Below are 19,902 nucleotides of genomic sequence, written 5' to 3'. Positions count from 1 at the left end.
CTGTCCCTTCCGGTCACGTCGTCGAGCGCTCACCGCTCGACGGGGCGGGCAGGGGACGCCGGGGAGCCCGGAGCCCGGGGACCGGGAGGAGCCGGGGAGCGAAGGGCGGCCAGCGTGATCAGCGGGACGGCGACGAGCAGGCAGAGCATCGCGATGCGCAGGCCGAAGTCGTTGATGAGCGAGCCGACCACGGCAAGCAGCCAGATCGCGGCCACGGCCGGCCGCAGCAGCGGCCACGCCGCGCAGGCCGCCACCGACCACGGCGGCTCCAGCCGCCGTCCGAGCACCGGTGTCAGCACGACGACGGCGACCGCGACCAGCACGAGCACCGTCACCCACACGGAGGGGCCCGCGAGCACCGACCGGGCCGCGTAGACGGCCTTGCGCACCAGGATCTCCCACGCCCCGCCCTCCACGACGTCGGCCACGAACCGGCCCAGGTGCGAACGCTGCGCCGCCGGCCGGAGCCGGTCCAGCACGCCGATCGCGGCGACCAGCACCGCGCCTGCCCCGGTGACGGCGACGATCCGGCCCACCCGGAGCCGCCCGCCGTACGCGGCGATGCCGAGCACCGCGAACGCGGGCACCAGTGCGGGGCCTCCGCCGAGGTCCGCACCGAACTGCGGCAGCACGTCCACGACCAGCGCCACCAGCCCGATCCCGGTCACGGCCGCTGCGGCGGTCCGACGCCGCCCCCGGGACACCAGCCACTGCCCCAGCGCCGCGGCGAGCACGACCGCGGCGACCGCGTACACGCAGAACGTCGGGTTCCCGAACCCGTAGAAGCGCGCGCCGTAGCTGGGCGCCGCGCCCAGCGGCGCCGCCCGGTTGAGCACCGTGGACGCCAGGCCGTCGACGGTGAGGACCGCGAACGTCACGCCGGCGAGCAGTCCCGGCCGCACCCACGTCGGCCGCGCCGGCACGAGCGCCACCACCCCGGCCAGCAGCCCGGCGATCGCGACGACCGCCGCCGCCAGCGCGAGGCCCGGCAGCGGGAACCGCCACCACCCGGTCAGGGAGGCGAGGAAGCCCGCCACCGGGAGGGCGCTCAGGAACAGGGCGGCGCCGACGGCGGCGCCCCGCCACCGCCCGGACACCGGCGCCCCGTTCGTGCGCGCCCGCGCGCCCGCCCACCAGCACGCGCCGGCGAGCGCGAGCGCCGCCCAGAACCCCGCCACCACCAGCAGCGTGTACGCGGCGCGGCGGCCGTGGTCGCGCTCGGTGAGGTCGGCCAGCGCGTCGATGGTCTCGGCCCCGGTCTCCGACCGGGCCGCGTCCCCGTGGAGCGGCGTGTCCTCGATCCCGCCGGCCCGGGGCAGGCCCGCCGCCGCGAGCAAGGTGGCGGGCAGGTCGGCGGCGCGCGCCACCCCGGTGGTCCGGGTGGCCGACGACGTGAGATACCGGGCGGCCTCGCCCGCGCCGTCGTCGCCGGTCCCGCCCGGCCGCAGGACCAGCCCGACCCCCAGGTCCGGCTGCTGCTCCCGCTGGTTCGCCAGGTCCGCGACCACGACGGTCGCGTCGTCGGGGGCGGCCTCCAGCACCCGCCGCACCTCGGCGTCGACACCGGCCACCCGGTCGGCCCGCAGCTCCTCGGCGTCGGGCCGTTCGGCCTCGGCGCTGGTGAGAAGTGCGTCGCCGGCGTCGACCACGGTGACCGGACACTCGAACGTCTCGGGGCCGACGTCGTCCGCGTAGCGGTCGACCGAGCCGTCCGCCCGGGCGAGGGCGACGGCCGCCCCCGGGCCGACCGCCGTCGCGCACACGCCGTCCAGGGCGTCCCCGAGCCTCCCGAGCCTGGCTCCGTACGCGGAGCCGCGCTGCAGCGCCTCCCAGTCCGCCCAGCGGGCCACGACGGCCCCGGCGAACCCGTCCTCGGCCATCTCGCGGCTCCTGGCCTCGACGACGGGTTCCTCGCACGCCGCGTGCGCCGACGTGGCGGACTCCGCCAGGCCTGCCGCCGACAGCGCGAGCCATCCCCCGACCGGGCAGCGCGCCGCGGCGCCGGTGGTGAGCGCGAGCGCGGCCGCGTCCGCGGCGGGCCGGGCGGCGGGCTCTCCCTCGTCGAGCAGGCCCGCCAGGGAGGGGGCCGCCGGTGGCCCGGCGGGCTTCGCCTCGACGAGCTCGTCGCTCACGCCGTCCGGCGGGGCCTTCAGGTCGCGCCAGCGCACGCCCGTCGTCCCCACCAGGACCACCCGCCCCTCCGGCACGGCCCGGACCGCCCCGGCGCTGTCCGCGCTGCCGCCCGCGGCGCCGAAGCCGGAGGCCCCGGGCACCACGAGGACGGCAGCGAGCACCGCGAGCAGCGCAGCGGCGGCGGCCGGTCGTCGAATCACCGCGTCAGCCTACGGCCGGTCACCGTCGCCGACGTCCTCAGGGCGCCCGCACGCGCAGCGCCGCCGGCTCGACGCGCGCCGAGACCTCCACCGCCCGGCCGAGCGGGTCGCCGTCGACCTGCACCTGCTCGGCGCCGCTCACCCGCACGCGCGCCCGGCGGCACGTGACGTGGTCGATCCGGCCCAGCTTCTCCGGCAGGTCGGACCGGACGCCCAGGCCCTGCATCGCGACCTCCACCGTGAGCTGGGCCCAACCGAGCACGCCGCCGCGCGCGTCGACGGCGGCGACGTCGAGCACGCCGTCGTCCAGGACCGCGTCGGGCAGCAGCGTGATGCCGCCCGGCAGCATCCCGCAGTTGCCGAACATGAGGCTGCGGAGCCGGGCGTCGGTGGGGGGTTCGTCGTCGAGCCAGATCCGGGCCTTGAGCCGGCGGCCACCCAGGTGCGAGAGGCCCGCCACGAAGTACGCCACCCAGCCCATCCGCTTCTTGAGCGTCGGGTCGGCGTCGGCCACCATCGCGGCGTCGAAGCCGAGGCCGGCGATGATGAGGAAGATGTGCTCGGTCTCGGTGTCGTGCGGGGGCTCGCCGGGGTCGGCAGGGTCGTCGTCGTGCGCGAACTCCTCCACGCGCATCCAGCCGACGTCGATCGCCCGCGTACGGCCCTCGAACAGGACGGCGATCGCGCCGTCCATGTCCGTGACCGGCACTTCGAGGTTGCGGGCGAGCAGGTTGCCCGTGCCGACCGGGATCACGCCCATGGGGGTGTCCTGACCGACCAGCACCTCCGCGACGGCCCGCACCGTGCCGTCGCCGCCGGCGGCGACCACGACGTCGGCGCCCTCCTCGACGGCCTGCCGGGCCGGGCCCTGGCCGGGGTCCTCGACGGTGGTCTCGTAGAAGACGGGCGGGGGCAGCCCGCGCTCGAGGCAGGCGGCCCGCACCCTGTCCCGCAGGCCGACCGTGCCGTCCTTGGCCGGGTTGAGGACGACGGCCACGCGTCGCGGGCCGTCGTCCTCGCGCGGGCTGTCGCCGGACGCCCCGAGGCGGCGACGCATCAGCGCCACCCGTACGTAGATCCGAAGGGCGACGCCTAGCGCCGTCACGGCGATGACGATCGCCACGATCCCGAGCCACACCTGCCAGTCCATGGGGTGATTATCCCCGGGTGTTCCAGCGGTCGGCGCCAGTAGGCTGGGACGCGTGATCGATCTGAAGCAGCTGCGCGAGAACCCCGACGTCGTCCGCGCGAGCCAGACGGCCCGTCGCGACGACCCCGCCCTGGTGGACGCGGCCCTGGAGGCCGACGCCACGCGACGGTCGTCCCTGGCGGAGTTCGAGGCCCTGCGCGCCGAGCAGAAGGCGCTGGGCAAGCAGGTCGCGAAGGCTTCGGGCGACGAGAAGGCGGAGCTGCTCACCCGCACCAAGCAGCTCGCGCAGCAGGTCAAGGATCACCAGGCCACGGCGAACACCGCGCAGGAACGCCTCGACGAGATCCTCTGGGAGATCGCGAACATCGCCGAGGGTGCGCCGGCCGGCGGCGAGGAGGACTTCGTCGTGCTCCGCACCGAGGGCACGCCGCGCGACTTCGCCGCGGAGGGCTTCGTGGCCCGCGACCACCTCGACCTGGGCGAAGGGCTCGGCGCGATCGACACCCAGCGCGGGGCGAAGGTGTCGGGCTCGCGGTTCTACTACCTGACCGGGGTCGGCGCACGGCTCGAGCTGGCGCTGCTCAACCTGGCGATGGACCAGGCCGTGGCGGAGGGCTTCACGCCCGTCATCACACCGACGCTGGTCAAGCCCGAGACCATGCGCGGCACGGGCTTCCTCGGCAAGCACGCGGACGAGATCTACCGCCTCGAGAAGGACGACCTGTACCTCGTCGGCACCTCGGAGGTGGCCCTCGCGGGCTACCACTCCGACGAGATCGTCGACCTGACGGCCGGGCCGCTGCGATACGCCGGCTGGAGCGCGTGCTACCGGCGCGAGGCAGGGTCGCACGGCAAGGACGTGCGCGGCATCATCCGCGTGCACCAGTTCCACAAGGTGGAGATGTTCAGCTACTGCCGGCCCGAGGACGCGGCGACCGAGCACGAACGGCTGCTGGCCTGGGAGGAGAACATGCTGGCCAAGGTCGAGCTGCCGTACCGCGTGATCGACACCGCGGCGGGTGACCTGGGCTCCAGCGCGGCCCGCAAGTTCGACTGCGAGGCGTGGCTCCCCACCCAGGAGCGCTACCTGGAGCTGACGTCGACGTCGAACTGCACCACGTTCCAGGCGCGCCGCCTGGGCGTGCGCGAGCGGACCGAGGAGGGCGCGACCCGCACGGTGGCGACCCTGAACGGCACGCTGGGCACCACGCGCTGGATCGTGGCGATCCTGGAGAACCACCAGCGGGAGGACGGTTCGGTGCACGTCCCCGAGGCGCTGCGTCCCTACCTCGGCGGCCTGGAGGTCCTGGCCCCGGTCAAGTGACCGGGGCGGCGGCCCGGGTCAGTTGCGGACCTGGTTCGAGTGCCGGACCGAGTCCATCGCACCCCGCATCTTGCGGAAGTTGATGGCGACCAGGACGTCGCGGTACTGGGCGGCGCGGTGCATCTGGCCCTTGAGGTCGTTGGCCGACGCGCGGTGCTTGAGGTCGCACGGCACCTCGACGGCGACGTAGCCCCTGCGGAGCAGGTCTATGGTCATCCCGGTCTCCACGCCCCAGCCCTTGGCCAGCGGTGTCGCCGACTCGAACGCCTCCCGGGTGATGCAGCGCATGCCGGACAGCGGCTGTTTCGGGCTCCAGCCGGTCATCGCCTGGATCGCCTTGCGCGCCGTCCCGACGACGATCCCCCGCCCGCCGGCCCCGGCCTGCTTGGGCAGGAGGGCGATCGCGACGTCGGCGACGCCCTCCAGCACGGGCCGCACGAGCGGGGCGGTGTTGACCGCCGTGTCGCCCAGGTCTCCGTCGATGAACAGCAGCAGGCGCGGTGGGCGGCCGTCGGCGTCACGCATCGCGACGACGGCCGCTCCGGTCTCCATCGCCGCCGCCTTGCCCCGGTTGTGCGAATGGCGCACGACGACGGCACCCGCGCTGCGGGCCACGTTCGAGGTGTCGTCATCGGACCCGTCGTCGACGACGAGCACCAGATCGACATGCGGGATGGCGCGCGCTGATCGCACCGACGATGCGATGCGGTCTGCCTCGTCCTTGGCGGGGATGATCACGGCGACCCGCTGGACGTTCTTCCCTTGTCGTGTGCTGCCTGGACGCCGGGTCTTCGCGACCGGAAGAGCGTTCACACCTGTCCTGCCTAGAGCGTTGGTCTACGTGATGTCAGGGCAAGCCCCGCACAACGGAGTGCAAAGGTTTACCCCTGGGATCCTACTCCAAGAGTTGCGGAATTACGGTGAACACCCGGTGATATGAGCGGGGCTCATCTCACCGCAGTGTGACCTGCCGCGAGACGATACCCGCTCTCGCGCGTCGCTCGTTCGCATCGAGCGGCCCATCTGTGGCAAGGGCTTTCGTCAGCCGCTCCGAGAGCTCCGCGACCGGCTCGGCGAGCGCGTCCGCCTCGGTGCCGCGCGGCAGCTCCCAGACAGGCACGAGCAGGCCTGACGCGCGAAACGCGCCGACAAAACGCCCACCGGCGAGTCCTGACTCGCGCTTGGCGTGCAGCCGGGAAATCGCGTTGATGACCTCGTCCTCGGGCTCGGGCCGCGCCCAGCGCACGAACTCACGGCTCATGCGGCACCAGTAGGCGGCCTCGACCCCGTCCAGCTTCACCGTGGGGATGGCACTGGCGGAGGCCTCCTCCAGGGACGCCTCGACGTCGGGGGTGACCTCGGCGTCCGGGGCCATCCAGTAGTCGAAGCCCTCGTGCACCGTCACCTCGAAGGGGACGGACGCGTCCAGCACGTCCTGCAGGCGCGGCGCGTCCGGCGCAGGCACACCCACCGGCTCGACCGGGGTCCCCGGCTCGGCGTCGAGCGCGGCCAGGAGCGCGGCAGCAAGGTCGCGGCTGACGTCACCGGAGCCGACGATGCCCTGCACAGCGAGCAGGATCACGCCGTCGGCCCGGTGCAGTGCGACCCAGCCTGCCGGGAGGTTGGTGACGACCGTGACGTCGCGTGAGCCGTGTTCGGCGGTGGTGCGGGCCGTCGCCGTTGCCGACGGCACCACCTCGCGGAACGCGACCCAGTCAGGTTCGCCGGGGAGCCCCTCGAAGGGGCGGAGCACGAAGTCGTTCTGAGCCATGCGGGCGAGTCTATCCGTGCGGAGCGACTGTCACATCTGGTACGGATACGCAACAGTCGCTACGCACTGATAGCACTTCACCCTGGTGATGCCGTTCGATATCAGGAGGAAGCGTTCGGGACCCGCGCGGCGCCGAGCTCACCGTTGCGGCCGGCCCGATTCGCCAGCAGCAGCGCGCCCGCACCGCCGACGACCAGCGCGCCCGCCAGCCCGGTCAGTGCCGCGGCCTCGGTGCCGGTGGTCGCCACCCGCAGCGGAGCGTCGACCGTGGCGTCCTGGGTGACCGCCTCGGCGTCGTCCACCGCGCGCCTCTCGGCCGCAGGCAGCGCCTCGGCCTGCTCGGCGGCCGAGAGAGCGTCCCGGGCGTGCTTGCCGAGGTACGCCTGGGCTCCGCTGTCGGCCACCATGGTCTCCTGCGGGGTGGTCGCCCGCGGCACCGTGCGGCCCAGCGGCCCGCTTCCGTCGGCCTTCGTCGAGGGGGCCACGGTGTCGACGTCGGCGGACACGCCGTTCTGGGCGTTCACCTGCGCGTCGACCCGCGCCGTGTCGGCGGCGCCCGCGGACGCCCCGACGCCGGCCACGGTGGCCTCGACGTCCGCACCGGCGGCTCCCGGCACCTCTGCCTCGACCGAGACGCCGGTCGTGTCGGCCTCGACGTCGGCCTGCACGTTCGCGGCGCCGACGTTCAGCCGGAGCCCTTCCTCGGACGCGGACACCCCGAGCCCGACGCCCCGCAGCAGCTCGCCGCCGGCGGACAGGGCCGCGCCCACACCCTCCGCGACCTTCCGCTCGCCGAGGGCGACCCGCTCACCGCTGCGCGACGCCGTCTTCAGGTGCCGGGGCTCGTAGCCCTCGAGGGCCGACTCCCGGTCGAACCCGAGCGCCTTGGCGGTCGACTCGAACGCGAGCAGCTCGCCGTTCACGGGCGTGCCGTCCTCCGAGGCCGGCGTGGTCGCCTGCTCCGCGGGACGGGTGCCGTAGTCGATGTCGAGCGACGCGAAGTAGCCGGTGCCCTTCGTCGACTCGCCGGCACCGGCCTCCTCGCCGGCGCCGGGCTCCTGCTCGTCGCCCTTGTCGGCACCCTGGCCGCGGCTGTCGCCCTTCTCCTTGCCGGAGCCCTGGCCCTCGGAGCGCTCCGGGGTATCGCCCTTCCCGGAGCTGCCGGGGAGGTCCGTGCCGGTGGCGTCCTCGACGTCGTCCACGACGTCCTCGGCCGTCTCGTCCACGACGTCCTCGACGGGCCCGGTCGCCTCGTCCACGACGTCGGTGGTGTCGTCCACCACCTCGGTGGCGCCCTCGACCACGCCGGTCGGCTCCTCGACCGCGTCGTCCACGACGTCGGTGACGCCGTCGACCACGTCCGTCGCCTCACCGACGACACCGGAGACCGTCTCGCCCGCACCGCCGAGAACGCCGTCGGTGAGCACCTTGACGGTGCCGTCCTTCGTCACCTCGACGCCGCGCTCCGCGCCGCCGAACTCCGCGCCGGGGCCGCCGTCGGACCCGAACGCCCGGCCGAAGCCGTCGCTGTTCCGCTCGGGTTCGCAGTCCGAGGCAAATGCCGGGGCTGCGGCGGTACCTGCGGCCGTCGCCAGCGCGATCGTGGCGACAACGCGCTTGACCTGGTTTCTGGCCGTGCTCTTGAGAGTCATCTTCTCCGTTGCCTGCTTCATGAGCTCATCCCCCTGGGGAGGCGGTCCGTGGGGTCCGTCAGCACCTTGTCATCCGGACAGTACCGCTCCAGGTCAGGTAATACCCGGAACGGGCGATCTATGCGGCGCACCATAACGATGGCGTAACAGTGGGTCAAATCAGACACTCAACCACCAGGACCGCAGCATGGCACGGAATTTTCCGCCCTCGACACGACGGCCCGGCCCCGCGGAGGCGGGACCGGGCCGTGACGGTCTCAGCGCGTCGTCCAGCGAGCGCGGTACGTCATCCGGCCAGGCCGGTGACCGAACCCAGCGCGCCGTCCAGCCCGGCCTGCCCGGTCACGCCGTCGACGGCACCTTCGACCTTGCCGGTGGTGTCCTCGACCAGGTCACCCGCACCGGGCAGGCCGCCGACACCGCTCCCGGCCGTGTCCACAGCGCCCTGCACCGTGCCGGTCACGCCGGCGGCCTTGCCGGTCACGCCGTCCACGACGCCGGCGGTACCGGTCGCGTCCTTGACGGTGCCGGTCACGCCGTCGACGAGACCCAGCCCGTCGACCTCGCCGACGGTGCCGCCGAGCGCGGGGTCGACGGCGCCGGTCACGGTCTCCGGAGCACCCTTCACGGTGCCCTCCGCACCGCTCTTCACGGTGTCGACCGCGCCGAGCGCACCCGGCGCGATGCCGCCCTTCACCTGGCCGACGGCGTTCGGCACCACCTGGTCGACCGCGGGGCCGGCCACGCCGGGCACCACGTCGTCGGTCACGCCGCCGGCCGTGCCCGGCACGACCTGGTCCGTGACCGGGCCGGACGCGCCCGGGACGACGCCGTTCAGCGTCGTCGACAGCGCACCCGCGAGAGCACCGGTCACCGGCGCGACGGTCTCCGGCAGGTTGCCGACCGCACCCGCGACGAGGGACGAGACGCCCGACGTGAGGCCCGGGAGGTTCGCCACGATGTTCGCGGCCGGCCCCGACGCCTCGCCGAGCACTGAGGGCGCCGCGGCGACCGTGCCCGGCACGGTCTCGCCCGCGGTGCTGACGGCGGTGTCCGCAGCCGATCCGGCCATGCCCGCCGCGTCAGCACCCGTGAACCCGGGCAGGGAGTAGTTCGGCGCGAGGTAGTTCTCCGGGGCGATGGTCGCGGGCAGGTCGCTCACGTCGGCGGCGCCGGCCTTGCCGGTGACCGCGCCCGCCTGTTCCGTGACGCTGCCGACGGCACCCGCGACGGCGTCCTGGCCGACCGGGAGCTCCGGGACGGCGGGGAGGTCCTGACCCACGGGGAGCTCCGGGGTGACGGGCGGCCCGGGAGCCTCCGGGAGCTCCGGCACGGCCGGGAGCTGGGAGACCAGGGCGTCGTGGTCCGGGGTCTCGACGAGGTCGGTGGTGGGCAGGTCGCCCAGGTCGAGGTCGGGCTGCGGGAGCTCGGCGGCCATCGCCGGAGCGGCCGTGCCGGCTGCGGCCGTCGCGATGGCGACGGTCGCGACGGTGCGCGAGACCGGGTTCGAGGCGGTCTTCTTCTTCGGTGCTGCGTGCTTCAAGGAGCTACCCCCATGCTCAGGCGCATTGCGCGAATCCGATTCTTCCCCTTGCGTGGCGCCGAAGTTAGTGGTGGAAGCGAGGGTGAAAAAGTCCCGCTGACGAGGGCCTCCTCACCAAACGGCACCAACGCGACCGTTCCAGGAGTGGCACGAAATCGACCGTTTCGACGTTCCGTGACGAAGATCACATTCGATATGACGCCCGGGGTGCTCACCTGCGGTTTCACGGGGCAACTATCACGGCGAGGTGCCCGGCCCCGCGAATGCGGAGCCGGGCACCCAGGACGCCGTGGTGAAGCAGTGACTCAGCAGGTCACCGGACGAGGCCGGTGGCGGTGCCGAGCGCACCGTCGAGCGCGCCGGCCGCGCCGTCCACGGCGTCGGCCGAGCCGGTCGCGCCCTCGACGACACCGGTGGCGTCGCCCGCGACACCCTGGACCGCCGGGTCCACCGCGTCGGTCGCGACCTGCGGGGCGCCCCGCGTGACACCCTCGGCGGCGTCCGTGACCGCCTCGGCCGTGCCGACCACGCCCGGGACGACGTCGCCCTGGCCGCCGAAGCCGGGCAGGGAGTAGTCCGGGAGGGTCTGCTCGACCGGCGGGACCGACGCGGGCATGGCGTCCTTGGCGATCGCCTCGGCCTCGCGCGCGGTCGCCTGCGCCTTGCCGACGGCGGCAGCGGCCTCGTCGAGGTCCGCCAGGCCGGCGGGCATCGCCAGACCGTCGGGGAGCGTCGGGCCGTCGGGGCCGGGGAGCGCCATGGCACCGGGGCCGGCAGGGAGGAGACCAGGAGCACCCGGCAGCTCCGGGACGCCCGGGACCTCGGGAGCACCGGGCAGGTCCGGAGCGGCCGGAAGCTCGACGGCGGGAGCCTCGACACCCGGGACGTCGACGCCGCGCGCCCCGTCCGCGGCGTGCTGGATCTCGGCGATCAGGGCGTCGTGGTCGGGAAGGTCGACGATGTCGGTGGTGGGCAGGTCACCGAGGCCGAGGTCCGAGTGGGGGAGCTCGGTCGCCATGGCCGGTGTGGCCGCGCCGGCCGCGGCGGTCGCGATGGCGACGGTCGCGATGGTGCGCGAGACCGGAACGGCCCCGGCCTTCTTCTTCGGTGCTGCGTGCTTCAAGGAACTACCCCCATGCTCAGGCGCGTTGCGCGAACTGTCGAGGCGCGTTGCGCGATTCGAATCCCCTTGCGTGCCGCCGAAGTTAGGCCTCGGGAGGAGAAGTGCGACATCGCACTTGTGGTTCGCCAGGCACCGGGCCGCACCCGGGATGACGTTTGCGGAGGGGGACGGAACCGACCCCCTCGAGGTTCCGTGACGAGGGTCACATTTCTGCGGCTGCTGCCCGTGCGTGGGCGACGATCGCCGCCAGCCCCGTACCCGCGACCCAGCCTCCCGTGACGGCGAGCCCGGGAACGCCGTCGGCCGCGTCGAGGAAGTCGCGGACGCGCGCCCGGTACGCCGGCGCGGGCGGGGGGAGCGCGCCGTCCCAGTGCTGGGTCATGATCTCCCGCACGCACCCGGTCAGATCGACGCCGAGCAGCGCGGACGCATCACGCGCGGCGGCCTCGGACGTGGGTTCGGGGGTCGGTGCGCCGATCCGGCCGTAGCTCAGCCGGACCACGTGCGTACCGGGCCCCGCCGCCTCGCGCACCCGCCGGGCGAGCCACGGCCACTTGGCAGTGGCGTGGGTGAGCGCCTTCGCCCGCACCGCCGGACGACGACGCCCACCGGGCAGGACGATGTCGTCCGGCGCGACGAGCATCCCGGTGCCCCGCGGCGCGGAGTCGAGTCCGGGGGCCGTGAGCAGGAGCGTCGCGAGCCAGATGTCGGCGCCGCGCTCCGGGACGGGAGGCTCGCCGGCCTTCCCCGCCCACCGGCGGGTGAGCGCGGACGCCGCCCCCGCGGTCGCCACCACGAGCCGGCCCGCCCGGAAGGTCTCCGGCCCGTCGGCGGTCTCCGCGGTGATCAGCCAGTCGCCGTTCGTGGCCTCGTGCGCCGGCCCCGGGCGGACGTCGGCCCGGGCGACGTCGGTGACCCGGTGCCCGGTGCGCACCTCCAGGCGGTCGGTCAGCTCGTCCACCAGGGCGTGGATGCCGCCGTCGATCCCCCGGACGGCAGCCCCCGGAGGCGCCGCCGCACGGAACCGCGCGACGGCGCGGGACAGCGACCCCGTCTCCTCGACGGCGCGCCGCAGCCCGGGCGCCACCGCGTCGATGTCGAGGCGGTCCAGTGGCGCCGAGTGCACTCCCGCGGCCACGGCCGTGACCAGGCGGTCCGCGACCCGGCGGCCCATCCGCGAGCGCACCAGCGCCCCGAGGTCGTCGAACCGGGCGAACCTGCGGGGCAGCACGCGGTCGAGCGACCCGCGGACCACGCCCGGCCAGCCGACGGCGCGGCGCACGTCCCCCGCCCACGGCCGCGACGGGATCCCGAGCACACCCGCGGCCGGCAGCGGGAACGCCTTCCCGGCGGCGAAACCCCAGGCCCCGTACGCGGCGGGCGCCTCCGTCCGCAGCCCGAGCTCCGCCACGAGCCGCTCCACGGCGCCGCCCCGCACGGCGAACGACTCGGCACCGACATCGAGCGGCACGCCGGGCATCGCCTCGAACGCGCCACCGCGGATCGGCCCCCCGGTGCGCTCCGACGCCTCGAGCACGACGACCCGCAGCCCGCGCCGCTCCAGCTCCCAGGCGGCGGCGAGCCCGCCGATCCCGCCGCCGACGACGACGGCGTCCGCCTCGTTCACAGCGAGTGCGCCAGCTCCACCACGCGGGTCAGCACCGCCGGATCGGTCTCCGGCGGAACCCCGTGCCCGAGGTTGAGCACGTGGGCGGGCGCCTCGGCCCCCCGCGCGGCGACGTCGCGCACGTGCGCCTCCAGGACCGGCCAGGGCGCGCCCAGCAGCGCCGGGTCGACGTTCCCCTGCAGGGGCACCCCGGGCAGCACCGCGGCGGCCTCGTCCAGCGGCGTGCGGTAGTCCACGCCCACGGCGTGCTGCGCCACCCCCGCGGTCTCCAGCACGTCGCGCATCGCACCCAGCAGGTGCCCGGTCCCGGTCCCGAAATGGATCCCGGGCACGCCCAGTCCCGCGACGTGTGCCAGCGCCCGCGCCGACGCCCCGGCGACCCGCCCGGTGTAGTCGTCGAGCGACAGCGACCCGGCCCACGAGTCGAACAGCTGCACCGCCGACGCCCCCGCCTCGACCTGCGCCCGCAGGAACGTGCCGGTCAGGTCAGCCGTCCAGGTCACCAGCCGGTTCCACGTCTCGGGAGCGGCATGCATCATGGTCCGCGCCGCGAGGTGGTCCCGGGACGGGCGTCCCTCCACCAGGTAGGCGGCCAGCGTGAACGGCGCGCCGCCGAACCCGATCAGCGGAGTCTCCCCCAGCTCGGCCACGCAGCGCTCCACCGCCTCGCGGATCGGCGCCAGGGCGTCGTCGTCCACGGACAGGGCCACCAGGCGAGCGACGTCGTCGGCGGTGCGGTAGGGCTGGTCCATCACGGGACCGACGCCGGGCTTGATGTCCACGCCCACGCCCGCCAGCCGGAGCGGCACCACGATGTCGCTGAAGAAGATCCCGGCGTCCACCCCGTGCCGCCGCACGGGCTGCAGCGTGATCTCCGACGCGAGCTCGGGCCGCAGGCAGGCGTCGAGCATCACGGTCCCCTCCCGCAGCTCGCGGTACTCCGGCAGCGAGCGCCCCGCCTGCCGCATGAACCAGACGGGCAGCCGCTCGGGCCGCTCGCCTCGCAGGGCCCGGATCAGGGGGGCGGAGGAGGTCCGCCCGTCGTGGAGCGGGTGCCCGGCCGGCAGGGCGGCGGTGCCGCCGTCGGCCGCGACCGGGGTGCCGTCCGAGGCGGGGCCGGGCGGGGAGGCGAAGGTGGCGAGGTTCACGCTGACCAATTGTGCCTTGCGGCGTGCCACCCCATAAAGTTTGAGGACTGTGGTCCTCCTCTCTCTCACCGCCTCCCACCGCGAGCTCGACCTGGACGCGCTGGAACGTCTGTCCATGGGATCCGCGTCCGTGGGACGCACCGTCGTGGGCACGTGCCGGCCGGTCGAGGGGTCCGTGGTGATCTCCACCTGCAACCGGTTCGAGCTGTACCTGGACGTGGACGCGCCGCTCGACGGCGACACCGTCCGGCACGCCACCCGGCACGTCGCCGAGCTGGTCGCGGGCGAGTCGGGTGTGACGACGCAGGCCGCCGTCGACGCCTTCACCGTCCGCACCGGGCCCGAGGTCACCGAGCACCTGTTCGAGGTCGCCGCCGGCCTCGACTCGATGGTGGTGGGTGAGCGCGAGATCGCGGGCCAGGTGAAGCGGTCGCTCGCCGTCGCGCGCGAGCAGGAGACCACGTCGAAGACGCTCGAGCTCCTCTTCCAGACGGCGTCGCGCACGTCGAAGCGGGTCGGCACCGACACGGCGCTCGGCGGCGCGGGCCGGTCCGTGGTGTCGCTGGCGCTGGACCTGGCCGAGGGAGAGCTGCCGCGCTGGGACTCCGCGCGCGCCGTGCTGATCGGGACGGGGTCGTACGCCGGCGCGTCGGTGGCGGCCCTGCGCGCCCGCGGCTGCGCCGACATCCGCGTCTACTCGCAGTCGGGACGCTCGGAGGCGTTCGCGGGGTCGCACGGTGTCGACGCCGTCGACGACCTGGTCGAGGCCCTGGCGGACGCGGACGTCGTGGTCTCGTGCAGCGGGGCGCGGGGGCGCGGCCGGTATCCGGGGACGACGGCGGCCGTGGCTGAGCCAGCACGCGACGGTGCCGCCGCACCGGAGTCCCGGGCCGACGACCGGCCCGCCGCCGAGGCCAGCCTGGGCCACGTGCTCGACGCCGCCGCCGTGGTGCGGGCCCGGGAGCGCGCGGCCGACCGGGCGGGCGACGAGCCGGAGCCGAGCCCGCTGGTCATCCTGGACCTGGCGCTGCACCGGGACGTCGACCCGCAGGTGGCGGACGTCGAGGGCGTGCTGCTCTACGACCTCGCCAGCCTGAAGGCGCACGCGCCGGCGGTGGCGCGGGACGTGGTCGGGCAGGCGCAGAGGATCGTCGACGTCGCGGTGCGCGCGTTCGAGGACACGCGGCTCGGCCGCGAGGCGGACGCCGCGGTGATCGCGCTGCTGGACGAGGCGGAGAAGCAGGTGCGCGCCCAGGTGGACGGCGTCGTCGCCCGGCTGGCGACGGAACGCTCGCTCGCCGGAGAGCCCGGACCGACGCCCGACGACGTCGACGACATCGCGCGCGGCATCCGCCGCCACGTGCACGCCGAACTGCACCCGAAGATCGTCGAGGTCCGCGCCGCCGCTCGCATCCGGGCAGAGGCCCAGGAGGCCGCGGTCATCGACGGCGCGGAGTCGATCGCCCGCGCCGCCGGCCGGAGGTCCTGCCCGGCGCGCTGACTGGCGTGTCAGGAGATGCTTGCTTCATGCCCGTGACTGGAGCCTTGAGGACTGCAAGGACGGCCGCGTCGTAGGCAGTAACGGCGGCGCGAGCCGCGGACTCGGCCTCGCGAGCACCGAGCGTCGCACGCCAGGTCTTCTGGATACGCTCGAAGAGCGGGCCTGTGACTTTGCGTTCCAGTGCGGTGATGTGGCCAGAGATGGCGCTACTGCTGATGCCGAGATACTCGGCAGCCGCCCGCTGAGTCTGGTGGTCGATGAGCGCCACGAAGGAGCGCAGCTCCGTGATAGGGCAAGAGTGCCTCCTGGGTGAGGCGAGCGCCTCGCAGCTGGTGCGTGTGCAGCGGCGATTGGCCTAGCAGCGCCGGGAACGGCAATAGCTTAGACAGCAGTCAGATTCCTCGCAGGACGCGGGGCCGTCCAGTTTGATACAACATGCACGGATGTTCCGGGAATCCCGGAACATCGTTGACTTTCCTTGACCATGCTTCCAGCTGCCCCATAACGTCTGGCATCAGCTCAAATGAAGGGAAGCACGGTGTATTCAGTATCTGTCGGTCGCCCGACAAGCAACGTCAGACGATCATCGCTCATGGCCCTCGCGGCGTTGCTCGGTCTCGCGGTCGGGGTGGGGGCGCTGGCTGGGGCCCCGCCCGCGAGCGCCGCCGGGACGAACTTCGAACGCGACGATGCGGGGGCGCAGACCGTCACCCTGGATGAGCAGCTCGCTGGGCTGCGAGACTCGAGGTGGCTGAAGGGCGAACCGCTGATCACCGGAAGAGTGACGGCCCCTTCGGGATTCGCCGTCGCATCCGGGACGCCCGTGTATGTCGAGGTGTGGCCGACCGAGGAGGACCTGGCGGCGCAGGAGGTCGGCGACACCTTTGACCTCGTGCCGATCGGCAAGGCGAAGACGGGCGCTGACGGCCGGTTCGAAGTGCGGGTCGATCCCGATGTCAACCTGCCTGCCCTGATGAAGGGCGGTTCGTACATCGACGCGACGCTGGTCGCCGGCACGGGAGGCGACGCGGTCCACTATGCGTTCAGCATTGAGGAGCAGGCGGCGACGGTCGACATCGCGGGTGCGGACGCCGCTCTGCCGGAGGCGGCGACGGTCGACAGGAACTCTGGACTCACCTCGCGTGGTGTCGGAGCAGACCTCGTGCTCGGCGGAGTGGGGCGGCTGGCCGGCGAGGGGGTGAGTAACAACATCGACGAGGAGTCGTCGACGGTCGTCGAGGAACACCCGGGAGACGGTGAAGGTGTCAATGGCGATGAGGATGCGGCCGAGGGGACCGCCGACGTGGCGCCGACGGACTTCTCAAACGGGTGCCCGACAACGGGTACCAAGAAGGTGGCGCATCTGGGCGACCGCTGGGTGAACGTCGGCAACTTGTTCGCCCAGAAGGGCCTTGGGAAGGTGCGCTGGGAGTACTCGACGGGTGCCGAGAGCTCGCTCGGGGTGGGCGTCTCGGCGACAGGAAAGTTCGGGACGTTCTCGAGGAGCGGAACGATCACTCGCGAGCGGAGGGTGAACATGGGATGGGGTTGGTACAAGGCTCCAAGGTGGCGGTACCTTGATACCCAGTACTCCTATGGCAAGTACTGCACGACTACGCGGAGTCCTGGACCGAGCTTCAAGTTCACTGTCAAGGCGATCAAGCATCGCGGTGGGGACCGGCAGCGGAAGCTGAACGGCTTTCCGTCGTATCTGACGGAGTGCAAGCCACGGTCCGCCGGGGCCAACGGCTCGGTGTACGAGAGCAACGCGGTGACGTGGAACACCGGCGCCAAGCTTGATGCGAAGATCGGGCTTGACCTGACGTCGAGCACAGGGTTTCGCAGAAGCGCCGAGTTCCACTACGACTTCGCCAAGAAAGGGCGACTCTGTGGCAAGGACGATGTACCCGCAGGTCGCCCGAGGGTCGTCGGCATGAGGACCACCTGACTTGATGTGGATCAACAGGAGTATCACTCAGGGTGTGACCGCCGTCTTGGGCTGCATCATGCTTGCGGGATGCGTCGCAGCCGATGGTGATGCGCTCTACTTCGGTGAGTCGACAGGCGTCGACTGTGCGTCACGACTTCCGCACGGTGTGGCTACCTTCGGACCGTTCGTCAAGAACGATGGCGATGATCCCGTCGAACTCAGAAGCGTCGGTCTGGCCAACCCCGACGGCGCGACGATCGTCGGGAGCGCGGTCGTCAAGCTCAAGTCCGGTGAGGAAGGTATCGGGTCGGCCTACGACTGGCCCCCCGATCCGGGATCGTTGCCTGATAACTGGTCCGCCCCGGACGACTGGAAGAACCGGAATCCGGTCTCAGGCTATCGGCTCGACCCTGGAGAGCAGGTCGACCTCTGGGTCGGCATCAAGGCCGAGGTGGATCACGGCTCGTCGGACGGACTGAGGGTCGAGTACGCCACGGAGAATGGCGACACTCACTGGCAGCAAGCTCGCTTCAAGCTGGGTGTGTCCACCGGCGACGGTGCCTTCTGCGATCGTCTGATCGATTCCGGCGCGCCGTCTCCGCCTTCCTGATCGAAGCGGGTGCCCTCGCCGACCAGTTTGTCCGGTCGCTGCCCGACAGAGAACCGTTCGGCGGCGACCGGACCTGACGAAGTTCCCGGAAGGCTCGCTCTGCCGCCAGGCACCCGTGGTGACGCCGAGGTGTGAGATTCATCGGCAGGATGGGGTCCGTTTCGTCACCGCGCCCTGCAGGGTGGACACTGGGACGGTGACCTCGACCGCCTCGTCCGTCAGCACAGCGTCCGTCGCCACCCCTGGCGATCCGATCCGCCTCGGCACGCGGGGCAGCGCCCTCGCGATGACGCAGAGCGGCACGGTGGCCCGCCGGATCGAGGAGCTGACCGGACGCCCGGTGGAGCTCGTCCGGATCAGGACCGAGGGAGACGTGAAGACCGGGTCGCTCGCGAGCCTCGGCGGTACGGGCGTCTTCGTCACGGCGCTGCGCGAAGCGCTGCTGGACGGCCGCTGCGACGTCGCCGTCCACTCCCTGAAGGACCTGCCGACGACGCCGCACCCCGACCTCACCGCTGTCACGCCCGAGCGTGAGGACGCACGCGACGCCCTCTGCGCCCGTGACGGGCTGACGCTGGCCACCCTGCCGACCGGCGCCCGCGTCGGCACGGGATCGCCGCGCCGCGCCGCGCAGGTCCGCGCCGCGCGCCCGGACCTGGAGGTCGTCGACATCCGCGGCAACGTGGGTACCCGGCTGGACCGGGCGCTCGGCCCGGAGGCGGACCTGGACGCCGTCGTGCTGGCCACGGCCGGTCTGAAGCGGGTCGACCGGACGGACGTGATCAGCGAGTACGTCCCCGTCGACGCCATGGTGCCCGCCCCCGGGCAGGGTGCCCTGGCCGTCGAGGTGCGGGCGGCCGACGTCGTCCCCGACGCTTCCGGGAACACCCCGGAGCCGGCCCTCGCCGACGCGCTCGCCGACCTCGACCATCCCGCCACCCGCCTGGCGGTGCTGGCGGAACGCTCGGTGCTGGCGCGGCTGGAGGCGGGCTGCGCCGCTCCGGTCGGCGCCTACGCCGTGCTGTCCGACGGCGACCTGCGACTGCGGGCCACGGTCGCGGCCGTCAGCGGGGCGGGCCGCATCACGCGGACCCTGACGGCGGACCTCGGGCCCTATGCCGTCGGCGACCGCGCCTGCGCAGACCCTGAGCTGGACGAGATCGCCCGGGGCCTGGGCGTCCGCATGGCCGAGCAGCTGCTGGAGCTCGGTGCCGACCGGCTCGCCCCGCTGGGGACGACGGCCACGGTCTCCGTCTCCACCGCGGACGGCGCACCGGAGGGTGCGTGACCACGACGAGGTTCTCGATGACCCCGGAGGTGCTCGTCGCCCGTGGCCCCGACCGTGCGGCCGGGCTGCTCGACCGCCTGCGTGAGGCGGGGATCGAGACGGTCGCCGCACCGGTGATCGAGCGGGCGCCTGTCGAGGACCCCGCGGAGGTGGCCGAGCTGGCTGTCGCCCGGGCTGCGCTGTCCCGCGGGGAGTACGCCTGGGTGGTCGTGACCAGCGTCAACGCGGTGGACACGATGCTGGGATCCCGGCGTGCGGCCCCTCCGGGAACTCGCTGGGCGTGCGTCGGCCCGGCGACCCGGCGGGCGATCGAGGCTCACGGGCTCACCGTGGAGCTCGTCCCGGAGGGCCGCCTCACGGCCGCCGGCCTGGCCGCTGCCTTCCCCGACGCACCCGCCCCGGGCGGTCGGGAGATCCCCGCGCGGCCGGGCGAGGACGTGACCGGCCTCCCGGACGCCCCCCGGCCGTCCGTCCGGGTGCTGCTGCCGCTCGGGGACCTCGCCGGCCCCGCGCTGGCCGACGGGCTGCGGGCCAAGGGGTGGGAGCCGCACGTCGTCGTCGCGTACCGCACCGTGGCGCGGGAGCTGCCCCCGGACGTCGTGGCACGTGCGACGACCCGGGGCTACGACGCCGTGGTCGTCGCGTCGGGCTCGGCCGCGCGGCAGGTCGCCGCGCGGCTCGGGCCGCAGCGGGTCGTCGCGATCGGCGACCCGTCCGCGAGCGCCGCACGGGACGCCGGGCACGACGTCGTCGCCGTCGCCGTCGCGCCGACGGACGACGCGCTCGCGACCGCCGTCGCCCACGCGCTCGGGCTGCCGGAGCAGCACGCGCCCGGGGACCTGCCCTCACCGGGCGGCGCACGCCCTGCGCAGGGCACTTCAGCATGAGTGTCGTCCGATCTG

Annotated in this window: 16 protein-coding genes; 6 read left to right on the top strand and 10 right to left on the bottom strand. The window is 73.7% G+C overall.

What is annotated here, in order from left to right:
* Positions 1 to 29 precede the first annotated feature (29 nt).
* The gene (locus ACYU96_RS18025; protein ID WP_460756642.1) at positions 30 to 2,333 is read right to left on the bottom strand and encodes a hypothetical protein; all 2,304 of its coding nucleotides are present in this window, start codon (positions 2,331 to 2,333) and stop codon (positions 30 to 32) included.
* A gap of 37 nt (positions 2,334 to 2,370) precedes the next feature.
* Complete coding sequence (locus ACYU96_RS18020; RefSeq protein ID WP_460756639.1) at positions 2,371 to 3,483, bottom strand: diacylglycerol/lipid kinase family protein; 1,113 nt, start codon at positions 3,481 to 3,483, stop codon at positions 2,371 to 2,373.
* A gap of 52 nt (positions 3,484 to 3,535) precedes the next feature.
* Here ACYU96_RS18020 and serS point away from each other — a divergent pair, with 52 nt between their 5' ends.
* Complete coding sequence (gene serS / locus ACYU96_RS18015) at positions 3,536 to 4,807, top strand: serine--tRNA ligase (RefSeq protein ID WP_460756637.1); 1,272 nt, start codon at positions 3,536 to 3,538, stop codon at positions 4,805 to 4,807.
* A gap of 18 nt (positions 4,808 to 4,825) precedes the next feature.
* Here the strand turns inward: serS and ACYU96_RS18010 are convergent, their stop codons facing one another.
* From ACYU96_RS18010 to hemE, 7 genes are all read right to left on the bottom strand, one after another.
* Entirely contained in the window at positions 4,826 to 5,620 is a 795-nt protein-coding gene (locus ACYU96_RS18010) for a glycosyltransferase family 2 protein (protein WP_460756634.1), read from the bottom strand.
* A 139-nt stretch (positions 5,621 to 5,759) separates the two neighbouring features.
* On the bottom strand, positions 5,760 to 6,578 hold the full coding sequence (locus ACYU96_RS18005; protein WP_460756631.1) for a DUF5926 family protein: 819 nt from the start codon (positions 6,576 to 6,578) through the stop codon (positions 5,760 to 5,762).
* 101 nt (positions 6,579 to 6,679) lie between these two features.
* On the bottom strand, positions 6,680 to 8,251 hold the full coding sequence (locus ACYU96_RS18000; protein WP_460756629.1) for a hypothetical protein: 1,572 nt from the start codon (positions 8,249 to 8,251) through the stop codon (positions 6,680 to 6,682).
* A 265-nt stretch (positions 8,252 to 8,516) separates the two neighbouring features.
* Positions 8,517 to 9,773 carry a hypothetical protein gene (locus ACYU96_RS17995; protein ID WP_460756626.1) on the bottom strand — a complete coding sequence of 419 codons (1,257 nt, stop codon included), beginning with the start codon at positions 9,771 to 9,773 and terminating at the stop codon, positions 8,517 to 8,519.
* 313 nt (positions 9,774 to 10,086) lie between these two features.
* A complete protein-coding gene (locus ACYU96_RS17990; protein ID WP_460756625.1) occupies positions 10,087 to 10,896 on the bottom strand; it encodes a hypothetical protein in 810 nt (269 codons plus the stop codon).
* A gap of 202 nt (positions 10,897 to 11,098) precedes the next feature.
* On the bottom strand, positions 11,099 to 12,523 hold the full coding sequence (locus tag ACYU96_RS17985) for a protoporphyrinogen/coproporphyrinogen oxidase (RefSeq protein ID WP_460756622.1): 1,425 nt from the start codon (positions 12,521 to 12,523) through the stop codon (positions 11,099 to 11,101).
* Positions 12,520 to 13,590 carry a uroporphyrinogen decarboxylase gene (gene hemE / locus ACYU96_RS17980; RefSeq protein WP_460757062.1) on the bottom strand — a complete coding sequence of 357 codons (1,071 nt, stop codon included), beginning with the start codon at positions 13,588 to 13,590 and terminating at the stop codon, positions 12,520 to 12,522. Before hemE ends, ACYU96_RS17985 begins: the two co-directional genes overlap by 4 nt.
* A 130-nt stretch (positions 13,591 to 13,720) precedes the next feature.
* On the opposite strand from hemE, the gene ACYU96_RS17975 reads away from it, so the two are divergent.
* Complete coding sequence (locus tag ACYU96_RS17975) at positions 13,721 to 15,172, top strand: glutamyl-tRNA reductase (RefSeq protein ID WP_460756620.1); 1,452 nt, start codon at positions 13,721 to 13,723, stop codon at positions 15,170 to 15,172.
* On the opposite strand, the gene ACYU96_RS17970 is transcribed toward ACYU96_RS17975, so the two are convergent.
* A complete protein-coding gene (locus ACYU96_RS17970) occupies positions 15,111 to 15,452 on the bottom strand; it encodes a helix-turn-helix domain-containing protein (protein WP_460757060.1) in 342 nt (113 codons plus the stop codon). The genes ACYU96_RS17975 and ACYU96_RS17970 overlap by 62 nt on opposite strands.
* Positions 15,453 to 15,764: 312 nt before the next feature.
* Between ACYU96_RS17970 and ACYU96_RS17965 the strand changes: the two genes are divergently transcribed.
* From ACYU96_RS17965 to ACYU96_RS17950, 4 genes are all read left to right on the top strand, one after another.
* Positions 15,765 to 17,120 carry a hypothetical protein gene (locus ACYU96_RS17965; RefSeq protein WP_460756617.1) on the top strand — a complete coding sequence of 452 codons (1,356 nt, stop codon included), beginning with the start codon at positions 15,765 to 15,767 and terminating at the stop codon, positions 17,118 to 17,120.
* 34 nt (positions 17,121 to 17,154) lie between these two features.
* Positions 17,155 to 17,712: a hypothetical protein gene (locus ACYU96_RS17960; protein WP_460756615.1), complete on the top strand. Its 558-nt coding sequence runs from the start codon at positions 17,155 to 17,157 to the stop codon at positions 17,710 to 17,712.
* Between the two features lie 196 nt (positions 17,713 to 17,908).
* Complete coding sequence (hemC, locus tag ACYU96_RS17955) at positions 17,909 to 19,000, top strand: hydroxymethylbilane synthase (protein WP_460756612.1); 1,092 nt, start codon at positions 17,909 to 17,911, stop codon at positions 18,998 to 19,000.
* Positions 18,997 to 19,887: a uroporphyrinogen-III synthase gene (locus ACYU96_RS17950; protein ID WP_460756610.1), complete on the top strand. Its 891-nt coding sequence runs from the start codon at positions 18,997 to 18,999 to the stop codon at positions 19,885 to 19,887. The genes hemC and ACYU96_RS17950 overlap by 4 nt, the downstream gene beginning before the upstream one ends.
* Positions 19,888 to 19,902: the final 15 nt, after the last annotated feature.

The organism is Myceligenerans cantabricum, assembly GCF_054777735.1.
The sequence above is the reverse complement of the archived record's forward strand: the minus strand, read 5'-3'. Positions and strand labels throughout refer to the sequence as shown.

Excerpts from the sequence above, each read along its gene's own strand:
- ACYU96_RS18005 (WP_460756631.1), bottom strand. The coding sequence starts at position 6,578 with ATGGCTCAGAACGACTTCGTGCTCCGCCCCTTCGAGGGGCTCCCCGGC.
- ACYU96_RS18000 (WP_460756629.1), bottom strand. The coding sequence starts at position 8,251 with ATGAAGCAGGCAACGGAGAAGATGACTCTCAAGAGCACGGCCAGAAAC.
- ACYU96_RS17965 (WP_460756617.1), top strand. The coding sequence starts at position 15,765 with ATGGCCCTCGCGGCGTTGCTCGGTCTCGCGGTCGGGGTGGGGGCGCTG.
- ACYU96_RS18020 (WP_460756639.1), bottom strand. The coding sequence starts at position 3,483 with ATGGACTGGCAGGTGTGGCTCGGGATCGTGGCGATCGTCATCGCCGTG.